At 44.6% G+C, this 18,493-nt stretch carries 19 protein-coding genes; 3 read left to right on the forward strand and 16 right to left on the reverse strand.

Annotation, left to right across the window (positions count from 1 at the left end):
• Positions 1–56 precede the first annotated feature (56 nt).
• The 8 genes from nlpD to VME0621_RS20455 form a co-directional block, all read right to left on the reverse strand.
• Entirely contained in the window at positions 57–1,013 is a 957-nt protein-coding gene (nlpD, locus tag VME0621_RS20420) for a murein hydrolase activator NlpD (protein WP_038224037.1), read from the reverse strand.
• Positions 1,014–1,637 (reverse strand): protein-L-isoaspartate(D-aspartate) O-methyltransferase, encoded by a 624-nt coding sequence (locus tag VME0621_RS20425; RefSeq protein ID WP_038224039.1) that lies wholly within the window; start codon positions 1,635–1,637, stop codon positions 1,014–1,016.
• Between the two features lie 4 nt (positions 1,638–1,641).
• Positions 1,642–2,406 (reverse strand): 5'/3'-nucleotidase SurE, encoded by a 765-nt coding sequence (gene surE, locus VME0621_RS20430; protein WP_062459910.1) that lies wholly within the window; start codon positions 2,404–2,406, stop codon positions 1,642–1,644.
• A gap of 4 nt (positions 2,407–2,410) precedes the next feature.
• Complete coding sequence (gene truD / locus VME0621_RS20435; RefSeq protein WP_062459912.1) at positions 2,411–3,388, reverse strand: tRNA pseudouridine(13) synthase TruD; 978 nt, start codon at positions 3,386–3,388, stop codon at positions 2,411–2,413.
• Between the two features lie 12 nt (positions 3,389–3,400).
• Positions 3,401–3,880: a 2-C-methyl-D-erythritol 2,4-cyclodiphosphate synthase gene (ispF, locus tag VME0621_RS20440; protein ID WP_006072635.1), complete on the reverse strand. Its 480-nt coding sequence runs from the start codon at positions 3,878–3,880 to the stop codon at positions 3,401–3,403.
• Positions 3,877–4,587, reverse strand: coding sequence for a 2-C-methyl-D-erythritol 4-phosphate cytidylyltransferase (ispD, locus tag VME0621_RS20445; protein ID WP_062459914.1), 711 nt, complete (start codon positions 4,585–4,587; stop codon positions 3,877–3,879). Before ispD ends, ispF begins: the two co-directional genes overlap by 4 nt.
• Complete coding sequence (gene ftsB / locus VME0621_RS20450; RefSeq protein ID WP_006072631.1) at positions 4,584–4,865, reverse strand: cell division protein FtsB; 282 nt, start codon at positions 4,863–4,865, stop codon at positions 4,584–4,586. Before ftsB ends, ispD begins: the two co-directional genes overlap by 4 nt.
• Positions 4,866–4,981: 116 nt before the next feature.
• Positions 4,982–5,635 carry a PilZ domain-containing protein gene (locus tag VME0621_RS20455; RefSeq protein WP_062459916.1) on the reverse strand — a complete coding sequence of 218 codons (654 nt, stop codon included), beginning with the start codon at positions 5,633–5,635 and terminating at the stop codon, positions 4,982–4,984.
• 220 nt (positions 5,636–5,855) lie between these two features.
• Between VME0621_RS20455 and VME0621_RS20460 the strand changes: the two genes are divergently transcribed.
• The 3 genes from VME0621_RS20460 to VME0621_RS20470 all read left to right on the forward strand — a co-directional run bounded on the left by VME0621_RS20460 (position 5,856) and on the right by VME0621_RS20470 (position 11,016).
• Positions 5,856–7,988 carry a TonB-dependent siderophore receptor gene (locus tag VME0621_RS20460; RefSeq protein ID WP_038224048.1) on the forward strand — a complete coding sequence of 711 codons (2,133 nt, stop codon included), beginning with the start codon at positions 5,856–5,858 and terminating at the stop codon, positions 7,986–7,988.
• 188 nt (positions 7,989–8,176) lie between these two features.
• The gene (locus tag VME0621_RS20465) at positions 8,177–9,946 is read left to right on the forward strand and encodes a bifunctional lysophospholipid acyltransferase family protein/GNAT family N-acetyltransferase (protein ID WP_062459918.1); all 1,770 of its coding nucleotides are present in this window, start codon (positions 8,177–8,179) and stop codon (positions 9,944–9,946) included.
• 221 nt (positions 9,947–10,167) lie between these two features.
• Positions 10,168–11,016 carry a GGDEF domain-containing protein gene (locus tag VME0621_RS20470; RefSeq protein ID WP_038224050.1) on the forward strand — a complete coding sequence of 283 codons (849 nt, stop codon included), beginning with the start codon at positions 10,168–10,170 and terminating at the stop codon, positions 11,014–11,016.
• Between the two features lie 43 nt (positions 11,017–11,059).
• On the opposite strand, the gene arsB is transcribed toward VME0621_RS20470, so the two are convergent.
• From arsB to VME0621_RS20510, 8 genes are all read right to left on the reverse strand, one after another.
• Complete coding sequence (gene arsB / locus VME0621_RS20475; RefSeq protein WP_006072623.1) at positions 11,060–12,109, reverse strand: ACR3 family arsenite efflux transporter; 1,050 nt, start codon at positions 12,107–12,109, stop codon at positions 11,060–11,062.
• Between the two features lie 99 nt (positions 12,110–12,208).
• Complete coding sequence (locus tag VME0621_RS20480) at positions 12,209–12,517, reverse strand: ArsR/SmtB family transcription factor (protein WP_050798630.1); 309 nt, start codon at positions 12,515–12,517, stop codon at positions 12,209–12,211.
• Between the two features lie 131 nt (positions 12,518–12,648).
• Positions 12,649–13,869, reverse strand: coding sequence for an organoarsenical effux MFS transporter ArsJ (gene arsJ, locus VME0621_RS20485; protein WP_062459920.1), 1,221 nt, complete (start codon positions 13,867–13,869; stop codon positions 12,649–12,651).
• Positions 13,870–14,055: 186 nt separating this feature from the next.
• The gene (locus VME0621_RS20490) at positions 14,056–14,550 is read right to left on the reverse strand and encodes a cyclin-dependent kinase inhibitor 3 family protein (RefSeq protein ID WP_038222618.1); all 495 of its coding nucleotides are present in this window, start codon (positions 14,548–14,550) and stop codon (positions 14,056–14,058) included.
• 2 nt (positions 14,551–14,552) lie between these two features.
• A complete protein-coding gene (locus VME0621_RS20495; RefSeq protein WP_038224056.1) occupies positions 14,553–15,557 on the reverse strand; it encodes an ArsJ-associated glyceraldehyde-3-phosphate dehydrogenase in 1,005 nt (334 codons plus the stop codon).
• Between the two features lie 53 nt (positions 15,558–15,610).
• Positions 15,611–15,934 (reverse strand): ArsR/SmtB family transcription factor, encoded by a 324-nt coding sequence (locus VME0621_RS20500; RefSeq protein WP_062459922.1) that lies wholly within the window; start codon positions 15,932–15,934, stop codon positions 15,611–15,613.
• Between the two features lie 181 nt (positions 15,935–16,115).
• Entirely contained in the window at positions 16,116–16,976 is an 861-nt protein-coding gene (locus tag VME0621_RS20505; RefSeq protein WP_231892984.1) for an SIS domain-containing protein, read from the reverse strand.
• A gap of 83 nt (positions 16,977–17,059) precedes the next feature.
• Positions 17,060–18,469 (reverse strand): glycoside hydrolase family 32 protein, encoded by a 1,410-nt coding sequence (locus tag VME0621_RS20510; RefSeq protein WP_062459924.1) that lies wholly within the window; start codon positions 18,467–18,469, stop codon positions 17,060–17,062.
• Positions 18,470–18,493: the final 24 nt, after the last annotated feature.

Genomic DNA, 18,493 nt, shown 5'->3' on the forward strand with positions numbered 1-18,493 from the left:
TGATAACGTCAATCAAATTGCAAGTAGCTTTCGTATTGTAAATACGTATACGGTAATTACGGTAAGTAACGCTTAGGATTTACCGATTTACCTTGGTAACGAATTTCAAAGTGCAGTCTTACACTGTTGGTTCCGGAGCTTCCCATTGTTGCGATTTTTTGTCCGGCTTTTACACTTTGCCCTTCTGATACCAATAACCGATCGTTATGTGCGTAGGCACTGAGGTAGCTATCGTTATGCTTAACAATAACCAAATTTCCATAACCTCTGAGTGCATTACCCGAATAAACTACGGTTCCTTTTGCAGTGGCAACAATTGCTTGGCCTCTTTGGCCTGCAATGTCGATACCTTTATTTCCTTGGTCCCCTGCAGAAAAGTTCTTTATTACACGTCCCTTGGTTGGCCATTGCCAGCTCGTTACTTTGCCGCTAGAGCTAGGTGGTGGCTTCGGCTTAGTTTGAGCAGTACTCTGTTTTGCCGTATTGGGTTTTGTGTTATTAACATTTTGTTTACCTTTAGAGTCACCATACTCCTTTGTTTTTGATTGATCAACCTTCTTAGTGGCTGTTTTTTGACTATTTTGCGTTGATGAACTACCCGTCTTCGCTTTGGAGGATTGCGAGTTTGAAGACTTAGCTTTAGCGGTGGTAGAACCCGCGGCAGCTGTTGCAGTAGAAGCCGCAGCCACTTCCCCAGCACCAGAGCCAGCGTACGCAGGAGGAGTATAAACAGGTCGCCACAAATTGAGGCGCTGACCAGGATGAATGGTGTAAGGAGAACGAAGATTATTAAGTCGAATCAGTTCCTTAACATCTTTATCCGTTTTGTAGGCGATGAAATAGAGGGTGTCACCCTTTTGCACTTCGTAATAACTACCGCGATAGCTCCCTCGAGAGACATTATCGTACCTGCCTCCCAAATCTGAGACAGGTGCAGGCGAACGCCCAGCACACCCAACAAGTGCACTGGACAACATAATTACGGAACCCACGGCCTTCAAACGGCTTTGCATTTACGCTAATTCACCTGCAATCAAAGGAACAAACCTTACTAATTCAATAACTTCGCTATTAAAACTATCACCTTTTCGAGTAATTTTTAATAGTTGTTGTTCATCATCACCAACAGGAATTACAAGTCGCCCACCTTCTGTGAGCTGAGACAATAACGCGTCAGGGACTGTCGCCGCTGCCGCTGTCACAATAATCGCATCAAAAGGACCTTTTGCTTTCCACCCTTGCCAACCATCACCATGTTTAGTCGAGACATTGTAAATATCGAGTCTCTTTAGGCGACGTTTAGCATCCCATTGAAGAGATTTGATTCTTTCTACCGAGAAGACGTGCTCAACTATTTGAGCTAAAACTGCAGTTTGGTAGCCAGAACCCGTTCCTATCTCGAGTACTTTAGTTTCTCTTGATAGCTCTAAAAGCTCGGTCATTTTGGCGACAATATAAGGTTGAGATATTGTTTGGCCAGCGCCAATAGGCAACGCATTGTTATCATACGCTTGATGTATCATCGCTTGAGACACGAACTGTTCTCTCGGTACAGATTGAATCGCCTCCAATACTGCACCATTGGTAATGCCATGCCCTTTGATAAACTCAACGAGTCGTTCCGCTTGCGGATTCATTACCTTAATCTCTCCCTGCTATCCAACGTTCCATTGCACCAATTGATTCATGCGCGGTCAAATCCACCTGAAGTGGAGTGATGGAAATATGGCCATGCTCTATTGCATAGAAGTCCGTTCCTATACCCGCATCTTGCTCTTTCCCCGGAGGACCTAGCCAATAGATATCGTGACCACGTGGGTCCTTCTGTCTAATCATACTCTCAGCATGATGGCGCGCGCCTAATCGAGTCACCTCAACCTGACCCAATTGCGCTAATGGAAAATCTGGAATATTGATATTCAACAAGCGATTAGTTGGGACTCTTTGCTTAAGATGTCGCTCCACAAACTGACGAGCGATAATCGCCGCAGCGGTAAAGTTCTGTTTGCCTACCAAGCTAAATGCAATGGATTGAACTCCAAGAAAGTGCCCTTCCATAGCTGCGGCAACCGTTCCGGAATACAGAACATCGTCACCAAGGTTTGCGCCATGATTAATACCAGATAGCACGAGATCAGGCAGGTCATCTTTCATCAACTCATTGAGTGCAAAATGCACACAGTCCGTCGGTGTGCCTTGCACAGAGTACACACCCGGCTCAATTTGATTAACGCGCAGAGGCTGTTCTAGCGTCAATGAGTTGGAGGCACCAGATCGGTTGCGATCTGGTGCAACAATGGTTACTTGCGCAATATCACTAAGTTCTTTCGCCAGTGCTCTAATGCCTTCGGCATGCACCCCATCATCATTGCTGATTAAAATGCTAAGTTTTTTACTCATATCCATGTGTTTAGAATTGTCGTTCCACTTCTTCTATTTGAGCCAGCTCTCGTAAGATTGATGTTGCAAAGCTACCTGAGTCTAAAAAGAAAGAAAGCGTCACGGCATCATCTTCTAGCTGACTTTTTAATGATTCAGGCTTCAGTAAGATAGCTCGGCGATCGTGTCGCATACGATTACCACGAATCAACAACATGAGGTCAGGCTCTTGATCTACCGCACTTTGCTCAAGTGTTAAAGCATCTTGCTCTGTCGGCAGTGCGTTATCACCAGCCAGTGCAGCGGTAATCACGCCATTATCGTCCAGAATATCACCCGCGATTGCACTCTCGAAACTCTGAGCTTCGATGCGCTTAGAGACAATCTCATTAAAAATCCAAGAGCGAGCTGCCGACAAGTATAGGCTGCGCTTATTTTGGTTACGAGTTCGTACATTTTCACGTCCCCAACGTCTTGCTTCGGTGACATTGCCGCCATCTCTACCAAATCGTTGCTGACCAAAATAGTTAGGAACACCACTCGCTTCGACTTGCTGTAATCTCGCGCTCAATTCCGTTATATCAGAAACGTCCGTAAGACGAATATCAAACTCGTTCCCCGCTAAATCACCTGGTCTTAACTTCTTGTTATGCCAGTTAGTTGCTACTATCTCAATACTAGGATATTGCTTATGAAAGTCGGAAAAGTCAGGGACATTCTTTTTCGGCAGATGCACACTCAACCACTGCTCTGTCACAGCATGTCTGTCTTTAAGACCTGCCCAACCTATATCTTTGGACTTGACCCCGCAAAACCTTGCCAGTTCGTTGGCAACAAAGCTGGTATTCTCACCATTTTTGCGAACGCGTAACATCAAATGCTCGCCTTCTCCTGTGAACTCGAAGCCAAGTACTTCGCGAACTACAAAATCTTCATTGGTCGCTTTAAATTTGGCTGTCGTGGTTGGCTTACCGTATAGGTAGGCTAAGTGTTGTAAAACATCAGTCATCATCGCTGCCTATTAAGACGTAATTTTGCTAATCAATACCACTGCTTCAGTGGCAATTCCTTCTTTACGTCCTGTAAAGCCTAATCTTTCAGTTGTCGTTGCCTTCACATTAACGTTACCAATATCGGTATCTAAGTCTTGTGCAATGACTTGGCACATGCTGTCAATGTGAGGAGCCATTTTAGGAGCTTGCGCCATGATGGTGATATCCGCATTAACCAGTTCGTAGCCTTTCGCTTTCACTTTACTGTACACATCACGAAGTAGAGCGCGACTATCCGCTCCTTCCCACTCGGCATCAGTATCTGGGAAGTGACGACCAATATCTCCTGCGGCGATAGCCCCAAGTAAGGCATCACATAAAGCGTGAAGTGCAACATCACCATCAGAGTGTGCGATCAATCCTTGCTCGTAAGGAATGGCCACACCGCCAATGATTACAGGACCTTCGCCACCAAACTTATGAACGTCAAAGCCATGGCCTATTCTCATTGTTGTACTTCCTCTTTCATTAAATAAAATTCAGCCAGAGCTAAATCTTCTGGCCTAGTAATTTTGATGTTGTCTCCACGCCCTTCAACCAGCAATGGAGAAAGCCCGGTCCACTCAACAGCAGACGCTTCATCGGTAATTGAAACCCCTTCCTCTAGTGCATTAGTAAGTGCACTATGAAGTAGCTCTACTTTGAACATTTGTGGCGTCAACGCATGCCACAGACCCACTCGCTCTACAGTATGGTCAATACCATTGACGTCATCGGCTCGCTTCATGGTGTCTTTCACGGGCGAAGCTAAAATTCCGCCAACCGGGTGCACGGACACTTCATAAATCAGCTTACTGATGTCTGCCAAGGTGATACAAGGGCGAGCGGCATCATGAACCAAACACCACGCATTAGGGATACGCTGTTTAACGTAGTCGATGGCAGCGAGTACCGAGTCGGCACGTTCATTGCCACCAGCAACACGCACTACTGGCTTTTCCGATAAAAATGACAGTCCAGAATAATAAGGGTCACTCTCACTAACAGCGACAATGACGCTTTCGACACTTGGGTGTGACAGCAACTTATCAACCGTGTGCTCTAAAATAGTTTTGTCATTAATCTTAAGGTATTGCTTTGGGACGTCAGCTTGCATACGACTGCCCACGCCAGCAGCTGGCACAATAGCAATGATAGGATGGTGTTCAGGTATCATTGGTTGTCCTCACCTATGATGCGATAGAACGTCTCTCCGTCTTGAATCATTCCTAGTTCATGTCGTGCTCTTTCTTCAATGGCATCAAGCCCTTGTCGAAGGTCATCAATTTCCGCAAACATCTCATTATTACGTGTCTGTAGGTTTTGATTCACTTGCTGTTGCACTTGGATTTCTGATTCAACTTGATTGAAGTCGACGATACCGTTTTTTCCAAACCAGAGAGTATATTGCAACCAAGAAAAAACAACTAACAACACTAGGGTAAAGATACGCATAAACTGGCACGTTCCATCGAAAAAATCTGCTCTTTATATAGCACAGTTTACACCTTGAAATAAGCGAAGAGAAAGCCTTGTTCGCGACTAAGGTGAAAAGTAAGTGCCTACTCGCCCTAATGACTGGCTTGAAGAGACCATTCGGCAAGTGTCATTTTTAGGTTATTTGACATTAACACCTGCTGGTTGAATTGAATTCCGATTAACGAACCTAAGCCATGCTTTTTAATACTCGCAATTTCGAAGGTAATTCCTGCAGGTAAAAATCGATTCAATTCACAATCTATTTTTACCTCTAGCCCTTTGCAAAAGTCATGTTCTGAAGCGATAAAAATACCACAACCAGACAACGAGAAATCCACCATCGTTGCTTCGGTTTGCGCTTTACCCAGCGAAAGAGAGCAAGGAATTGCAAGCTTATAACGCGAATGCTCTCGAATGGGCTTAGTCACAAAGTTATTAGGAGGTGAAAGATAAACCTGTTTACTAGGTACATTAGAATCGGCAATACACTGACAAGTAAAAGCCACCACATGTCCGTATCCCGTATCCGTCAACCCTCTGACAATCACTTTTTTTTCTCTCAAGGCACAAATCGTCTCTTGTTCTAGTTCTTGCGCATCCACAACCAGATAGTTATCAAATTTAAAGCCGATTAAAGATGCAGGTAGCCCTTTGAGCGATTCCTCACCGGTAACAGAAAGACTGAGTTTCATGCCTGTTTTAAGGTAACGATAGCATTCATATTGTTTTTGTTGTCCCCATTCCACTGACGTTATCCTTTTGTTTATCAACAAATTAATTACACCTTATTTACCTGTTTGATGCAATCCATCAGCTTAAATTTCAAAAGATACAGATTGTTACACTTAGCAATATTGCTAATGATAATAAATAGCATTAGCATTCACCTCGCTACTAATATGATGTCATATACCAATAATAAATTATTCAATTTGTCTCGATTTTTACGAGCAAGGAAAGCCCAGAATGAAATTTCAAGTGACCACACTTTGCAGTGCCGTGGTACTCGCACTTAACACCTCTCCAGCATTTGCCGAACAAAACAAATCGAGTGTGGATGAAACACTCGTCGTACATGCGCAAAGCTTTGATGACTATAAAGTTGACAGTGCTTCAGGTGCTATGCGCACCGATGCCTCTATGTTAGAAACCCCTCAATCTGTAAACGTGATTCCTGAGATTGTTTTGGATGAACAACTGGCAACCACATTAGGTGAAGCGTTGCAAAACGATGCTAGTGTCAGCGCAGGCTCACAGAAATGGAATAGAGAAACGTTCTACTTACGTGGATTTGAGTTGTCATCAACCAATGGTTACTTGCGCAATGGTCACTCGCTATTCACTCACTACATGCTGCCAATTGAAACCTTAGATCGCATTGAAGTTATAAAGGGTCCATCCAGCCTTTTATACGGTAACTCAGCACCAGGCGGCATGATTAATATGGTGTCAAAAAAGCCGACTGCGACGCCAAAAGTCAACGTAGGTGCAGATTTTGACGATCTAGGTAGCACGCGCTATCACGTTGATGCATCCGGTAAATTGAATGAATCAGGGACACTTCGTGGCCGTACTGTCTTAGTAAAACAAGACAGTGTTGAAAGTAGAAAGTATGCAACGGGTGATAACCGAGAACGCGATCGTTTTCTAGGTTATGGCGTCATTGAAGCCGATCTTTACGACTGGGGCCTACTCTCCTTCAACTACGAAAAGACTCAAGATAATGCACCGATCGACTCAGGCTCTTGGTTGGATCTAAATGGTAATCGAATTGGCGATAAAGAAACCATCAGAGACGCTCACTGGTCATTCATCAACAACGATGTAGAAAACTTTGGTGCTGATCTTAACCTGTATATCAATACACAATGGGAAGCCAAACTAAGCTACAACTTACAAGACATGAAGCGTCATCGCTATGATTCGATGCCGACACCAGACTCTAATACGCTCGTTGATGGCAGTTACACCATGAGCCCATTTGATCGTCATGATCATTGGAAAACTCAAGCTTTCCACGCAGATCTTCACGGTAACTTCACTGCTCTCAATGTGGATCACCAAGTCTTGCTTGGTACTAACGGCCAGTTCTATGACTATGCTCAGCAGAGAGTGAAAGGCAGCTCAATTAGTGTGCAACCTGGTGAGAACCCTACAAACCCGGGTCTAGACTACAACAATGCCACGTCTACCTATGAGAGCAACAACCATTTCTACGGTTTTTATGCTCAAGACCTCATCACCTTCAATGACCAATGGCAAGCACTTGTAGGCGGTCGATATGATATGTACTTTGCCGATGGAAAAAACTCAAAAGGCGAAATCATCAGTGGTGCTAATGACAGCCAATCATTTTCACCAAAAGCTGGCTTAATCTTCCATCCAAGCTACAACGGCAGCATTTATGCTAACTACTCGGAGAGCTTCAATCCAGTCTCAAACGTGGTTAACGATGACAACTCAGTGACAGAACGCGAACCTGAGAAAAGTCGTCAATACGAGTTAGGTACAAAGTGGGAGCTAATGGATAATCGCCTACTGCTTACTGGAGCCCTATTTGACATTGAGAAGGAAAATATCAGTATCACAGAAAACGGTATCACCACGCAAAATGGTACTCAGCGTCATAAAGGTGTGGAAGCTGGTGCACAAGGTCAAATCGCCGATAAATGGTTTGTGATGGCAACCGGTATGTACTTAGATGCAAATTTCGACAAACATGATAAGTACCAAGATAAGCGTCCAGCTAACGTTCCAGAGTGGAGTGGCTCTGCATGGACTCGCTATGCGATGACTGATACAACGGCATTTAATCTTGGTATGTTCTATCAAGGTGAGCGCTGGGCTGATAATGCTAACACCGTAAAACTGGATGGTTACGTGCGCTTTGATGCTGGAGCATCTCATAAAATTAAGAGCGATTATGTCGTATGGGATTTCCGATTCAATATCGAAAACCTCTTTGATAAAGAGTATGTTGCTGGCACAGGTGGTGGTGGCGAATATATCACTAAATCAGGTAGCTCGACAGGCGTGATCAACGATGTTCATTTCGGAAATGAACGCCGCTTCAAACTGTCCGTGAACGCAACATTCTAAGCTAACTAAATCGAGCCCAGCGACCTCATCGCTGGGCTTTTTCTTCTCACGGTCTCATTTCCCTCTAATTCGATGTCACGATTTTGACATCAACACGTCATCCATCTTCCATCTGTTGTTCGCCATTTTGACATATCAACGTCATAGCATTTTAGCCACATCAATTTGGCTTATATTCAGAGGTTGCTATGGATACTACCAGTCCTTTTCGTCTGCCGCGCAGGTCTCCACTAGGCCTAGCCGAAAACGTTACTGAGTGGGCTACTGGCCTGTCAGTTTTAGACAGATTATACGCTCAACGTCCTGCAGATTGTGATACCGAGTCTTTCTTGCGTTTCACGTTGGATATCCTAGGTATTGATTATCGCATCGAAGCAGGCAGTAGTGAGACGATACCTAAAACTGGAGCAACCATCATTGTAGCGAATCATCCCCTAGGTTGTGTTGAAGGTGTCATTTTGGCCAAGGTGCTACTGCAGATTCGCAAGGACGTGAAAATTCTTGCCAATGAATTTCTTAAACTGGTTCCGGAGCTGGAGCCTTTGTTTATCGGTGTCGATGTGTTCAACGGAACCAATGCACATCGATCAAACTCCAAAGCATTGCGACAAGCCAACCAGCATTTAGAACTTGGCGGCCTTCTGCTTGTATTTCCTGCAGGCGAAGTGTCACAACTGGTTGACAGAAAATCGCTTCAACTGGAGGATAAGCAGTGGAGCCGCTCCGTAAGTACCCTTATCAAAAGAAATCAGGCAACAACGGTGCCAGTGCATATCGGCGGCGTTAACTCCAAACACTTCTACTTGGCAGGAAAAGTCCACCCGATGCTAAGAACTGCTATGTTAGGTCGCGAGCTTCTCAATAAAAAGAACACCGCCATCCGAATTTCAATTGGCAACAAAATCAAGTTTAAAGAGGTGAGTTCGCTAGACAGCCAGCAGCTTGTTAGTTATCTGCGCCTTAATACCTATTTGCTCAATCAGCAACATCCTGAAAGAAACCATAGCTCGCTTTCTTCTCATCAACGTGATCAAGCCATAGCCTCAGAAACTCACCTCAGCGAACTGCTTGAGGACATCGAACTCCTCCCTCAAGAGCACTTACTCCTTACTAGCGGTGAGTTTGAGGTTTACTGTACCTCCATGGATTACATTCCTGCGGTGATGCGAGAAATTGGACGAATAAGGGAAATAAACTTTCGACAAGTTGGAGAAGGAACGGGGCAATCTTTAGACATCGATCAGTTTGATCAGCTCTATCAACATCTATTTGTTTGGGACAAAGAAAAACAAAAGTTGGTCGGCGCTTATCGTCTAGGTCTCGTTGACGAGCTCATTAAGCAAGGGGATATACGCGCCCTATACTCTCGCACCCTGTTTAACTTCGAGCACTCCTTCTTAAATACAATGGGCAAATCCATTGAAATGGGACGCAGTGTCGTCGCTGAAGAATACCAAAAAAGCATGAGCGCGCTACTACTGCTGTGGAAAGGTATTGCGGAATTTGTACGTCGACATCCCAACTACACTCATCTATTTGGTCCGGTGAGTATTAGCAATGACTATAGCGACATCGCTCGCCAGCTCCTCACCGACACAATGACCTTGCACCATTACGATAATGACAGTGCACGATATGTAAGTGCGTCTAATCCTCCTAAACAAAATCGCCATAGACAGTGGTGCCCTCAAACACTGAGTGCTCTAGCGGACGTTCAACTGTTATCGCGCGTTATCTCAAGACTGGACACTGGAAAAAGCGTACCGGTCTTATTACGACAATACCTAAACTTAAACGGCAAGTTGGTCTGTTTTAACGTCGACCCCAATTTCAATGACGCATTGGATGGTTTGATCGTCGTCGATCTCACCTCGGTACCTCACAAATCCTTAGCTCGCTATATGGGATCTGAATACGCTAAACAGTATCTAAACAAGCACAATGCTCTGTCCATTTAGTGCCTACGTTACCTTCTTCAAAGCAGCTTAGGCTGCTTTATCCTCTCTCAAACCGTCTCATCCTTGAGAACTAAGTCATTCTTTTACAATAACTATCAACAAGAGGATGTGCATCACAGTTCTTATGGTGGGAGCATGCTAGAAACGGCTGAAAAAACGATAACGACATCGACCGCTTTTCAGCTGTAGGAAGATCGGACTTACTTGAGTGAGATTTAGCAGTGACAGATTTGACATATCACCAAGCGAATGAACTATTTCGCCATTTTCCGGGGTTTCTGTCGATTAGAAATTCGTCCCACGAATACGTCTATATCAATGATAAATTTAATGTCTGGCTGCGCCAGTATACCGACATCAATCCAATAGGGATGACGGCAACCGCACTGGCTCAAGTGGTTCCTGAAAATGTAGCCAATATGCTTCAAGAATGTCATGACGCGAGTATCGATTATATTGAGTCCGGCCAATGCATTCCAAAAATCGTTAAGTTTCAAAGCTTACATTCCACTTTTTACTACAATGTGCTGAAGTTTAAAGTCGACATTGAAGGCGAGTCTTTCATCTATACCACCAGCTTCGATGTTTCTGAACTGCATCAAGAAGCAAAGTTCTTCGAAAAGAAAGCGTATACCGATCCATTAACTAAACTGCGAAACCTGACTTATCTCAGCTCGATTCGCTGGAAAAAAGGATTCTGCGTCGTTATTGATCTCGATAACTTTAAGCAAATTAACGATAATTTGGGTCACAGTGAAGGCGATTTGGTTCTACTTAGGTTCGCGCGTTGCTTGCGACAGAGCTTTTCTGATAAGGATGTGATTGTCCGATATGGTGGGGATGAATTTGTAGTTTTAACGCACTATGAAAATGAAGACACATTAAAGCAAGCTATTGGCAAACTGCATCGGTTATTTATTGATGACTTCCAAGCCTACCCTGAACTTTGCCACAGTATTGGCTATTCGGCATTCCAGTCCAGTTTGCGAATCACTTTGAAGAAAGCCGACCTTGCTATGTACCAAAGTAAGCACGATAAACGCGCGAAAAAGCCTAAAGTCCTATTATAAAAAAGCTGAGCCCAATGCTCAGCTTTTCACTTTTATTTGAGCGCTAGTAACGCTTTTTCATTTTCAATGTGAAGTTCACTAAGGCGATCAGCACTGGCACCTCAATTAGAGGACCAATAACCCCCGCGAATGCTTCAGGTGAATTCAAGCCAAATACGGCAATAGCCACGGCGATAGCCAGTTCAAAGTTATTACCCGTCGCGGTATAGGCAATTGACGCATTCTTATCGAAAGGGACACCCATCTTCTTAGCAACAAAGAAACTCACAAAGAACATCATAAAGAAGTAGATCGTAAGTGGAATCGCTACGCGTACTACTTGCATTGGTAGTTCAACTATCATCTCACCTTTAAGGCTGAACATCAGTACGATGGTAGCCAGTAGTGCGATTAACGTCATCGGTGAAACCTTAGGAATAAAGGTCTCGTTGTACCATTGCTCTCCTTTCTTCGCGACTAAGATCTTGCGACTTAAAAATCCAGCCAAGAAAGGAATACCTAGGTAAATCATTACACTTTCAGCGATATCACCCATTGAGATATCCACGACCTGCCCCTGGAAACCAAATTTTGGTGGCAACACCGTAATGAATAACCAAGCAAGGAAGCTATATGTGATAATTTGGAATACGCTGTTCAGTGCGACTAAGGCTGCACCGTATTCTTTGTTACCACCACCAATGTCATTCCATACTAGTACCATAGCAATACAACGAGCTAGACCAATTAAGATGACACCTGTCATTAAGCTGGGTTCATCACCCAGAAATGTCAGTGCCAGCACAAACATAAGAATTGGGCCAACCAGCCAGTTCATAACCAATGAAAGTGTCACAGCCTTTTTGTCTTGGAGCACACTGCCCATCAGGCCGTAGTTCACTTTCGCCAATGGCGGGTACATCATCAGTATCAAGCCAATGGCGAGAGGGATATTAGTGCTACCCACCGTCATTGACTCATTCAAGTTCTCAATCTGGCTCGGAAATGCAACTCCCAGAACCACCCCAATTCCCATCGCCAAAAAGATCCATAAAGTAAGAAAGCGATCAAGGAAGCCCAGCTTTTTCGGTTGTTCCATAGCTAACTCGGACATGTTAACTCTCCAATATCGTCAATCGTCGAATAACGATTAAATTATAGTAATAAAAGTCGGCAATGCCGACTCAATAATCAAAGAATGATAGAAGCTTGCTTAATCAAAGGCTGATTGTGTTAGACGCGCAAAGTCACTGAGTGCCTCTCTCTGGATTCGATAACACACCTTCGGTGGCATCGGCTCAGCACTAATAAAACCGGCGACTTTAAGTATACGTAAATGCTCAGATACCGTTGATTGAGCGAGACCCAATTGAGAAACTAGATCGCTGTTTAAACAACCACCGGCTCGTTCTAGGTCTGACAGAATTCGTAAGATACGAATACGAGCAGGATGGGACAATGCCTTAGCTTGTGCCGCCAGCGTTTTCTCTTGGACCAGTTGCTCATCTGATGCAATAAACATTTCAGTATTATCAACTGTACAATTCGTCACATTCTACCCTCTATCGTATTTTGACGATAAATATACGCCTGACATAAAAAAGAGTCAATCGTCGTTTAACGATTAACTCTTTAAAGTGGATATTTTATGACTTACTGAGCGATCGCTTTCGGAGCACCAGGTAGGCGGATCGAAATGATGGTCGTGAGCACAAGGAAGGCAAAAGAGACCCACATACATGCTGCAAGACCAGCAACTTGGAATACCCAGCCAGACAACACAGTGCCAATTAAACGTCCCATCGCATTAGCCATGTAGTAAAAGCCTACATCCATGGAAACCCCATCACCTTTGGCATAGCTGACGATCAGATAGCTATGGAGCGAGGAGTTTACTGCAAAGATAGCGCCGAAAATCAATAATCCAACCACAATCACAGCCTGTGGGTACCATTGCATTTGAACACAATAAGCGATTATGCCAGTCACGGCCGCAAGTGCTAATGCCCACCACATTGCTGCACTGCCATCGGGCACCTTTCCTTGGGCTTTGCCCGTGATTTTTGGGGCAATGCCTTGAACAAAGCCATAGGCAATTACCCACGTAGCCAGAAAACCACCGACTAATGTATGATCCCAACCGAACACTGAACCAAGGTAAATAGGTAATGCCACGACAAACCAGACATCACGAGCACCAAATAGGAACATGCGTGCCGCTGACAGAATATTGATGCTCTCCGATTTAGAGAAAATCTGCTTAAACTTAGGCTTCGCTTTCGCTTTACCCATATCACTTTCTAGGCTAAGTACGCTGCCGATAAACACCAAACTAAGCACAGCTGCCATGGCAGCAACGGCATATTGGAAACCGAGCACAGAGAGCAGTAAACCACCGATAAAGAAGCCGGCCCCTTTCAGTGCATTCTTAGAGCCAGTTAGAATCGCCACCCACTTGTAGAGTGCACCTTGCTGTTCGTCAGGCACTAACGTCTTAATGGCGCTCTTCGCACTCATTTTATTCAGATCTTTGGCGATTCCAGATAGCGCTTGTGCAGCCATCACCCAAGGGATGGTTAGCCAGACACTCGGCACGGCCAACATCAACAAAGCGAAGATCTGCATCCCAAGGCCGATATTCATGGTTCGATTTAGCCCCAAGCGAGCCCCAAGCCAGCCACCAATTAAGTTAGTGACAACACCAAAGAACTCATAGAACAAAAACAGAGAAGCAATAGCTAAGGTGCTATAACCTAGATCATGGAAATACAGCACCACCAACATGCGTAGCGCACCATCAGTAATAGTGAAATTCCAGTAGTTAAAAGTGACCAGCATATACTGGCGAACGCTTTTGCTAAGGTTAGACAACATAATTCTTCTGCCTGAGTAAGGTTTAATTACTCGTGTAAAGTTGAGTGACTTGCGTAAAACAGAGCTACTCAGTAAAGCAACGTCATCCCTGCTCAAGCAGGGGTCTACCCAATTACTGTTTCAGCGAAAACGAGGTTCCCGCTTTCACTAATACAATAATTAGGATAGAAGTTAAACTAGCGACAACTAGAACGTCGCCGCTAACTTCTCTACATAGTCGATTTGTGGCTGTTTGGTAAATGCGCCTGGACGTAATGCCTGCACTTCACGGCGAATCGTCTCAAGATCCCAACCTTTTTCTAGCAGCAAATTGGCCGCTAGAAGACCAGTACGTCCGGAACCACCCATGCAGTGCATTGCAATCTTTTCACCCGCCTCAACCGCTTGATGTAGTTCTGGCGAAATTGCTTTCCAATCCGCTGCAAATTCAACACTTGGCGCGCGATCATCTTCAATCGAAGTTTGAAACCATTTGATTCCTAATGACCTTGCTTTCGCACCAAGCTCTGCAACTCCTGCTTCCGCCATCTCGTGATTATCGAGAGCCGTCACGATCACAGTCACACCTTGAGTTTTAAGTTGCGCTAATGAATCATCCAGAGACACATCTTTAGTACCAGGACAAGGCGTTAATACAAGCGCTGCGTTATCTACTTTAAGTTCCCATGTTGGATGCATCATCATTACCCCGCTAGACCGACTTTACGAACCAATTCCGCAGTGCGCGTTGCATAGCCCATTTCATTGTCATACCACGCATAGATTTTCACCATACGAGATCCGACCACCATTGTAGATTGTGCATCAACAATCGTTGAGCGCTGGTCACCTTTATAATCGATGGACACCAATGGTCGTTCTTCAAAGCCAAGAATTCCCTTCAGCTCACCCTCTGACGCTTCTTTCAGAAGCGCGTTCACCTCTTCTGCTGTGGTGTCACGTTTAACGTCAAAGATAATGTCAGTCAAAGATGCATTCGCTAACGGGACACGAACAGCGTGGCCATTAATCTTGCCCTTAAGCTCTGGGAAAATCTCAACGATAGCAGTAGCACTACCTGTCGTTGTTGGAATAAGGCTCATGCCACAGGCGCGAGCACGACGTAGATCTTTGTGTGGCGCATCTAGGATAGTTTGCGTATTAGTCAGGTCATGAATCGTAGTAAACGATGACTGCTCAATGCCCAATTTTTCGTGAATCACTTTCACAACTGGTGCAATACAGTTAGTCGTACACGATGCTGCCGTAACAATACGATGTGCTTCAGCGTCGAAAATATCGTCGTTAACACCGACGACAATATTAGCAATACCGGCTTCTTTCACTGGCGCAGAAACCACAACACGCTTAACGCCTTGATCTAAGTATTTGTTCAAGAATTCAGTTTTGCGGTGCACACCTGTTGCTTCAATCACCACATCACAATCAGACCAATCGATCGCGTCGATATCGCGCTCTTGCGTGGTTTTAATGCGTTTACCATCGATGACAAGCTCATTACCTTCGACTGTAACACCATGATGCCAGGTACCTTGAACTGAATCGAATTCAAGCAGGTGACCTAGTGTGGTTGCATCGCCTGCGACATCGTTGATCAATACAAATTCTAATTCTTGCCAATCGAAAGCAGCACGCAGCGCCAAACGACCAATTCGACCAAATCCGTTAATACCTACTTTAATAGCCATAACTCAATCTCTTAATTACTTAATACATTCGGTGATGAACTAACGCCTAATACCTACTTAGAAGGTGGCACAAGTTCGTTAAAGTTTAGTTGATAAGCGCTTTGCAAGCAGTTCGATTGCTCAAGCCCTTTCAAGGTTCTGTATAACCAGCCAGGCAGCCCTTCCGCCAAGCTGTAAAAAACATGCTGCCCTTTACGAGTATCTTTTAGTACACCAGCTTGCCTTAACATTGCCAAATGTCTTGAGACTTTTGGTTGGCTCTCTCCCAAGGCCTCGACAAGACTATTCACACAGACCGATTCATTCGCAGACACCCACAACAAGGTTCGGATACGTGTTTCATCAGACATCAATTTGAAAAACTCATGTGGAAGCATAATTAAATACTCATATATGTATATGCATATATATTAATTTTTACATATTAAGAGTCAAGGATCTTTTTGACCTGTCATAAAACCTTCATAATTAAATGGATAGGGATACATAGAAAAGCCCATCAACTTCTTACGGTCGATGGGCTCAGTCGGCAGAATAAACTATTTATTTAACGGAAATTTAGCGATGTAGTCGTTCTACTGCTCTGATGGTTTTGCTCAAGCTCTCTTCCGCTAAAGATGGCATTTTGCTTGCCATGGTGGCATACAAGCTGTCGATCATCGCCAATTTAACCAAACGTGCAGTGCCGTTTTTGCCAAGTACAGGCTCAGGCGACGCTGGGGCATAAAGTGGGATATCCGACAAAGATGACAGCTCTGCGTGATAGTTATTGGTAATAGAAATCACGGTCGCACCAGACTGTTTTGCCTGACGCACAGCATCCATGAGATCAACCGTCTGGCCAGAGTGAGAGACCACCAATACAACGTCTTGGTCTGTCATAATGCTCGCTGACATCAGCATTAAGTGACGATCTTTAGGCACCGATGATTTAATACCAATACGTAGCAGCTTATGCTGAAAATCTTCACAGATGATGCTTGAACCACCAACTGCAAAAAGCTCGATATTTCGAGCCTTTAGCAGGGCCTCTGCAGCCGCGTCGACCATGCTTACATCCACAAAATTGAGGATCTCAGTTAGGGCATTTATGGAGTTTTGCAGTACCTTTGACACAATCTTCTCGGCGCTATCATCAGGCAACAAACGCTCACTTGGCGCATAGGACTGAGTTTCGCTCTGCGCATATAACGACTCTTTCAGCTGTTTAAAGCCGCTAAACCCCAACTTCTTCGATACTTTGACAATCAGCGCCGGAGAGACGCTTAATCGTTCGGCAACCTCATTTATCGAGGTCGACTTTTGCAAAAAATGCGGCTGCAAAAAGTTTTCCGCTATCGACTGTTCCGTCTTAGTCAGCGACGGCATCATCATACGTATATTGGGGATTACCTGATTCGAGTTCACAACTTTCAACACAGCTCTCAAAGTATTTCCTTCATTATAACCCTAAAACTACTGGATTTTCTGCACCTGTCGGTGACGAGTGTGCACTTGAATCGCTAAACTTCTAATGTCCAATGCTGGTAGCTGACTGCTTTATCACTTTCGAACCGGAAACCACATTGCAGCTCACTGCTACTTGCTTGTCCAAACAATCGACTGGTCATTACAGCTTTTCCATCATTGATAAAGACTTCAACGCATGAGTGGTCACGCATCAGCTGCAACGAAGAGGCTTTTCCCTTCCATGCTCTATCTTCCCATAAACCTGTTTTAAGGTTCTTTCGTCGAGTTGTGATACTCGAAGGCGTGACTAACAGTGATAAGTCGTCGGACAGCTCAATCGTGATAGTGGCTCCGTCAATATCTTGCAGCAACAATTCGGCACTTAATCCAACCAAAGAGGTGGATAAGCAGGTTCCCGATTGTGGGTTGCGGCGCAACGTCGTCAATTCTTCAACAGGTTGTTGTAACAGCTCACCGTTGAGAATTGTTAATCTGCGCGGGCAGGTCATTTGGTGAATCCAACCATATTCAATAGTTGGTTGATAAGGTTCAAACTCATCCGGTTTGCCCATCCAACCAAACAAAATACGACGTCCCTTGTTATCTTCGAAGGTTTGGGGCGCATAGAAATCGAACCCGTGGTCCATCAAACGGCTGCCAGTAGCGTTGTAAAGCGCTTGATGGTAATCGAGCTCACCCAAAGTGACCTCAACATCAAATGTTTCTGTCGCTTTGCCCTCTATATCTATCCAAGTCTTTGGACAAGTAATCATGACATCGCAACCATCAAGAGCAAAGAGATCTGGACACTCCAGCATAAAGTTAGCATCTTGCTTGCCGTTAATGTCAGTACCGTAAATGTCACCACATTTCTCCCACTGATGCAGGTCAGTAGAACGATACAGAATCACCACGCCACGCCGCTGCAGATCTTCTGCTCCAAGCACCATGTAATAATGATTGCCACGTTTCCAAACTTTAGGATCGCGAACATGACCGCTATAACCATCAGGCAATGACAATACCGGCCCAAGTTTAGTTACCGTGCCCTGCTCATCTAGCTGTGCTCTACATTGATAGGCAGTTCGACCACCCTCTGGGTATTTAACATTACCGGTGTAAAACAGCTCAAGCTTACCATCGACTTCAATAGCGGAACCGGAATAACAACCCGATATCTCATAGTCTTCAGTCGGTGCCAAGGCTAAGGGTTTATGTTGCCAATGGATAAGGTCTGAAGACGTTGCTAGCCCCCAAGCCTTTGCACCATGTTCACATTTGAGTGGGTTCCACTGATAAAACAAATGGTATTCACCATTAAAAAACGACAAGCCGTTGGGATCATTCAATAAACCAACACGTGGAGCGAAGTGCCACACTGGACGATATGGATCATGCTCTCCATGTTTAGGGGCATTAAGCAAAGATTGGATAGTTCGCAGGAAATATTGAGAATCTGTCATAAAAACTCCAAAGCCTCCCATTAA

Origin of the sequence: Vibrio mediterranei (genome assembly GCF_900088415.1) — a bacterium.
GTDB classification, from domain to species: domain Bacteria; phylum Pseudomonadota; class Gammaproteobacteria; order Enterobacterales; family Vibrionaceae; genus Vibrio; species Vibrio mediterranei.

What these genes read in the sequence shown, in the direction of transcription:
- VME0621_RS20500 (WP_062459922.1), bottom strand. Translation starts at nt 15,934, where the DNA reads ATGCTTCCACATGAGTTTTTCAAATTGATGTCTGATGAAACACGTATC.
- VME0621_RS20460 (WP_038224048.1), top strand. Translation starts at nt 5,856, where the DNA reads ATGAAATTTCAAGTGACCACACTTTGCAGTGCCGTGGTACTCGCACTT.
- VME0621_RS20425 (WP_038224039.1), bottom strand. Translation starts at nt 1,637, where the DNA reads ATGAATCCGCAAGCGGAACGACTCGTTGAGTTTATCAAAGGGCATGGC.
- ftsB (WP_006072631.1), bottom strand. Translation starts at nt 4,865, where the DNA reads ATGCGTATCTTTACCCTAGTGTTGTTAGTTGTTTTTTCTTGGTTGCAA.
- nlpD (WP_038224037.1), bottom strand. Translation starts at nt 1,013, where the DNA reads ATGCAAAGCCGTTTGAAGGCCGTGGGTTCCGTAATTATGTTGTCCAGT.
- ispF (WP_006072635.1), bottom strand. Translation starts at nt 3,880, where the DNA reads ATGAGAATAGGCCATGGCTTTGACGTTCATAAGTTTGGTGGCGAAGGT.
- surE (WP_062459910.1), bottom strand. Translation starts at nt 2,406, where the DNA reads ATGGATATGAGTAAAAAACTTAGCATTTTAATCAGCAATGATGATGGG.
- ispD (WP_062459914.1), bottom strand. Translation starts at nt 4,587, where the DNA reads ATGATACCTGAACACCATCCTATCATTGCTATTGTGCCAGCTGCTGGC.
- VME0621_RS20465 (WP_062459918.1), top strand. Translation starts at nt 8,177, where the DNA reads ATGGATACTACCAGTCCTTTTCGTCTGCCGCGCAGGTCTCCACTAGGC.
- truD (WP_062459912.1), bottom strand. Translation starts at nt 3,388, where the DNA reads ATGACTGATGTTTTACAACACTTAGCCTACCTATACGGTAAGCCAACC.
- arsB (WP_006072623.1), bottom strand. Translation starts at nt 12,109, where the DNA reads ATGTCCGAGTTAGCTATGGAACAACCGAAAAAGCTGGGCTTCCTTGAT.
- arsJ (WP_062459920.1), bottom strand. Translation starts at nt 13,869, where the DNA reads ATGTTGTCTAACCTTAGCAAAAGCGTTCGCCAGTATATGCTGGTCACT.
- VME0621_RS20480 (WP_050798630.1), bottom strand. Translation starts at nt 12,517, where the DNA reads ATGTTTATTGCATCAGATGAGCAACTGGTCCAAGAGAAAACGCTGGCG.
- VME0621_RS20495 (WP_038224056.1), bottom strand. Translation starts at nt 15,557, where the DNA reads ATGGCTATTAAAGTAGGTATTAACGGATTTGGTCGAATTGGTCGTTTG.
- VME0621_RS20510 (WP_062459924.1), bottom strand. Translation starts at nt 18,469, where the DNA reads ATGACAGATTCTCAATATTTCCTGCGAACTATCCAATCTTTGCTTAAT.
- VME0621_RS20490 (WP_038222618.1), bottom strand. Translation starts at nt 14,550, where the DNA reads ATGATGCATCCAACATGGGAACTTAAAGTAGATAACGCAGCGCTTGTA.